The 4,002-nt window shown below is 64.7% G+C and carries 3 protein-coding genes; 1 reads left to right on the top strand and 2 read right to left on the bottom strand.

All coding sequences use genetic code 11. The features are described 5' to 3' along the window. Positions 1-1,349 (bottom strand): ABC transporter substrate-binding protein (locus tag ACLP25_RS22950; protein WP_442471452.1); only part of this gene is annotated, 1,349 nt, incomplete at its 3' end. A gap of 117 nt (positions 1,350-1,466) precedes the next feature. Then, positions 1,467-2,477: a LacI family DNA-binding transcriptional regulator gene (locus tag ACLP25_RS22945; protein WP_442471451.1), complete on the bottom strand. Its 1,011-nt coding sequence runs from the start codon at positions 2,475-2,477 to the stop codon at positions 1,467-1,469. A gap of 255 nt (positions 2,478-2,732) precedes the next feature. Here ACLP25_RS22945 and ACLP25_RS22940 point away from each other — a divergent pair, with 255 nt between their 5' ends. Next, positions 2,733-3,599: a TauD/TfdA dioxygenase family protein gene (locus ACLP25_RS22940; RefSeq protein WP_442471450.1), complete on the top strand. Its 867-nt coding sequence runs from the start codon at positions 2,733-2,735 to the stop codon at positions 3,597-3,599. Positions 3,600-4,002: the final 403 nt, after the last annotated feature.

Genomic DNA, 4,002 nt, shown 5'->3' with positions numbered 1-4,002 from the left:
ATCGGAGCGCCTTTGTAGCCGGCCAGGAACGCGTCGATCTGATCGGACGCGGCGGCGGCCGCCTGCTCCGGACTCTGCCCGTTGAGCTGGCAGCCCTGGATCGCGTCCGAAATCGCCTTGTAGACCGGGGGAGGCATGCGCGGCTCGCCGCGGGCGCCCGGATAGATCTCGTCGGTGAAGACCTTGAGGAAGCCGGTCTCAAAGGCCTCCTTGCCGGCTTCAAGGGCGGACTTTCTGGGCGGCATGTCGCTCTTGGCCTTGGTGCACCAGTCGACGATCCGTTCGATGGAGTCCGGCTTCATCGAGCCGAGCGCCCAGGCGCAGAACTCGCCCGCCGCCTTCGGGTTCGCGCCTTTCGCGTTGGCCACGAACGCCCAGCCGCCGCCGATGGTGAGATACTTGCCGCCGGGCGGCGTGGGCAGTTTGAATATACCGTACTTGAAGTCGGGCGCGCCTTCGCGGAGGTTGGCGATGGCCCAGATCCCCGTGTTCATGATCGCGCAATAGCCAGACGCGAGGTTCGGCACCACGTCCCAGCCGCCGCCGCCCTGGGGCTTTCGCGGAGCCACGCCCATATTGACCGCGTCCTGCCAGAACTTTAGCGCCTGCACCGCTGCGGGCGAGTTGAACGCGCTCTTGCCGTCCTTGGTTTGGAAGTCGCCGCCGCCCTCCCAGAAGAACGGATACCAAGTGTAATTCTGGTAATAGCCGGGATTGGTTTCGAACAGCACTCCGAAGCGCTTCGGCGTGGTCAGTTTCTTGGCGACATCGAGAAGCTCCGCCCAGGTCGTCGGGATGTCCTTCTCGGCCAGCCCGGCCTCGCTGAAGGCGTCGAGGCTGTAGTACATCGCCATCGGTTCGACTTCATAGGGAAGCGCGTAGATCTTGTCGTTGACCTTCCGGCTGGCGATCACGTTGGGGAAGAAGTCGTCCTGCGCCGCCTGCTCCATGAACGGCGTCAGGTCCAGCAGGACGCCGCCGTTATAGTATCGCAGGAAGTCGCCGGGACTGATGATGAAGAGGTCCGGACCCGCGCCCGAGGCGAAAGCCGTCGGCAGCTTCGTGCCGTCCATGTAGGCGTTGTTGGGCACATACACGAGTTCAACCTTGACGTCGTGAGTGTCGTTCCATCCCTTGATGACGTCTTGGTACCATTTGTCCTGCGACGCAACGCCGCCCCCGGGCGCGTAGAATTGCCAAAACTTGAGAGTCTGGGCGGCGTAGCCGCGAGACACATAGGGGAATCCTGTCACCGCCGCGGCCGCGACGCCGGCGGCCAGGACGTGTCTTCGGCTCGGGCCTCGCCGGACGCTCCTCGTTTCGAACGGAGTCTTGATATTCTCAACCATCTTGCTTCCTCCTCACGGGTACGCTTCCGCGCACCTGGTTCCCTTCCAAAATCTGCGGGCGCTCCGTGCTCCCGTTCTTGTTTCCCCAGCTTCGGGGAGGCGCCCCGCCTCTCACCCTCATCCCGACTCTCGGACGATCAGGGAGTGTTGAACGAGAATGTGACGTGACGGTGCCGCCGCGCCCTGCGCCAGCCGATCAAGCAGCAGCGCGCCGGCGGTTCGGCCGATTTCGAGCGCGGGGATTCGAATGGTCGTGAGACTTGGGCGCAACAGGGCGGCGGCCTCGATGTCATCGACGCCGACGACAGCCAGATCGTAAGGCACTCTCAGCCCGCGACCGAAGGCAGCGTCGAGCGCCCCGATGGCCATCACGTCGTTGGCGCAGAAGACCGCAGTCGGTCGATCCGGCAGGTCCAGCAGGACGCTCATAGCCGACGACCCGCCGTCCCTCGTCCAATCGCCAGCCACGATCAGGTTCTGGTCTTCGGGCTTGCCCTGATCGGCCATCGCCCGCAGATAACCCCGCAGGCGCTGGGCGCCCGGACTGGCGTTCGCCGGCCCCGTTATCGTCGCGACGCGGCGGGGGCCGCGTGTCAGCAGATGCGTCACGGCGTCGTAGGCGATGAGCTCGTCGTCCGCCGAAACCCAATCGAGGTCCGCGACCGACGGCCCCGACCCGACCGCGACCACTGCGATGCCGGCTTGCCGGAGCATCGGCGCAGCGCGCTCGGCGCCGGCGGTCGCAATCACCACGCCGTCGACGCGCCGCTGGATCGCGGTCTTGACCGCCGCTTCCGCAGCCTCCGGTTGCGCCGCGCCGTCGAAAAGCATGACAACGTAGCCGGCTTGTCCGATCGCGCGCTCGAGACCGCGACCGAGCAGCGGATAGTAGGGATTGGTCAGGTCCTGGACGATCAGGGCGACCGCGAGGCTGCGGTTGGCGATCAGGGCTTGGGCGAAGTAATTGGGCTGGAAGCCGAGTTCTTCCATGACGCGGAGCACGTTCCGCCGGGTGGCTTCCGACACCGGCCGCTTTCCCGAGAGGACATGCGAGACCGTGGTCTTGCTGACTTTCGCGGCCTCCGCGACCGCTGCGATCGTCGTGCCGGGCTTTAGGCCGCTGTGCAACAAACGGAGCTCCCCTCGGTTCCTTGTGGAGAGGCGATTTGTCTTCCGCAGGGAGAGGCGACGTGTCGTCGACGGTATGTTAGCAAAACGGTTTGTGCAAGGGGTAGTCCCGCGACCGGCCGGTCGTCGACGTCGTCGGTCCTCGCCGTTGTCGCGCTTCGCAACGCGAGACAGCGAGACCGCCTTGAAGCGGCCAAACCGTTTTGCTTCCAATCGGCTTTCAGGCGAGGCGGAAGGGGCGAGGAGAAGCGCGCAATGCCGGTAGTCGTGAACCCTGTCCCGGGTGCCTTTGCAGGCGAAGCCTTCGCAGTCGATTGCCGGGCGCCGCTCGACGCCGAGGACATCGCCGCCATTCACGACGGCATGGTGAGACATGCCGTGCTCGTCTTCGGCGATCAGTCGCTGACGGACGCGCAGCAGCTCGCCTTTACCCGTCAGTTCGGCGAACTCGAGCGTTATGAGACCCCGGGTCACATTCGCAAGCGCGAGCAGGAGCGCCTCGGCGGCGGCGTCGCCGATTTCTCCAACCTGACCCGCGACGGCGCGCTGATAAGCGCGGACGACCGCATCTGGCTTTTCAAGCTCGCCGACCGGCTGTGGCACTCCGACAGTTCGTTCCGCCCGGTCCCGGCCGGGTATTCCCTGCTCTCCGGGCGAACAATTCCGTTTCGTGGCGGCGACACGGAATTCGCGGATATGCGCGCCGCGTATGACGCGCTCGACGGCGATACCAAGGCCGAAATCGAGGACCTCGTCTGCGAGCACTCGCTGATATATTCCCGCGAGGCGATCGGCTTCTTCGATCTAACGGCGGAAGAGAGGGAACACTTCCGGCCGGTTCGTCACCCCCTCGTGCGCATTGACCCGAGGACGAGACGCAAGTCCTTGTTCCTGTCAGCCCATGCCGGCGCGATTGTCGGCTGGACGGTTCCCGAGGCTCGGGTGTTCCTGCGCGATCTAAACGAGCACGCGACGCAGCCGCAGTTTGTCTATCGCCACCCTTGGCGCGTTGGCGATCTCGTGATGTGGGACAACCGGACGACCATGCATCGCGCCCGCCGGTTCGACTCCAAGGCCATCCGCGATGTTCGGCGGACGACTGTTGCAGGGACGACCGAGTAAGTCGCTGATAAATTCGACTTTAGTCGACTTGAGTTAGTAGATTCGGTTTGTGACTGTGGTGGAATGACCGGTCAGGGCGGAGACCGTGCCTACAGGTGTCGCAAGGGAAGGACCCTCCCCCGCCCTATTGCGACGTTCGCGGTCGCGATCCGCAGGGGAACGCTCAACGTGCGCGCCATGAGAAGGCTGGGCGGTCGCGAATGGTTACAAGTCCACCCGGCAGCTTTGGCAAATGCAATGCGTTCGACCACAACACGTCTGGCGGTTCAACGTTCCGAAACAAAGATGATGCTCCGATCGAGCTTCGCGATGCTGTCCCAGCTTCCGAGCGCCAAGGCTCGGTCGATCTCGCGCCGGTAGAGCTCGAGCACCCAATGGACCCCGTCCTCGCCGGCGCAGGCCA

The sequence above is a fragment of the Roseiarcus sp. genome (assembly GCF_052145395.1).
GTDB lineage: Bacteria > Pseudomonadota > Alphaproteobacteria > Rhizobiales > Beijerinckiaceae > Roseiarcus.
This window is presented reverse-complemented; position numbering and strand designations above follow the sequence as displayed.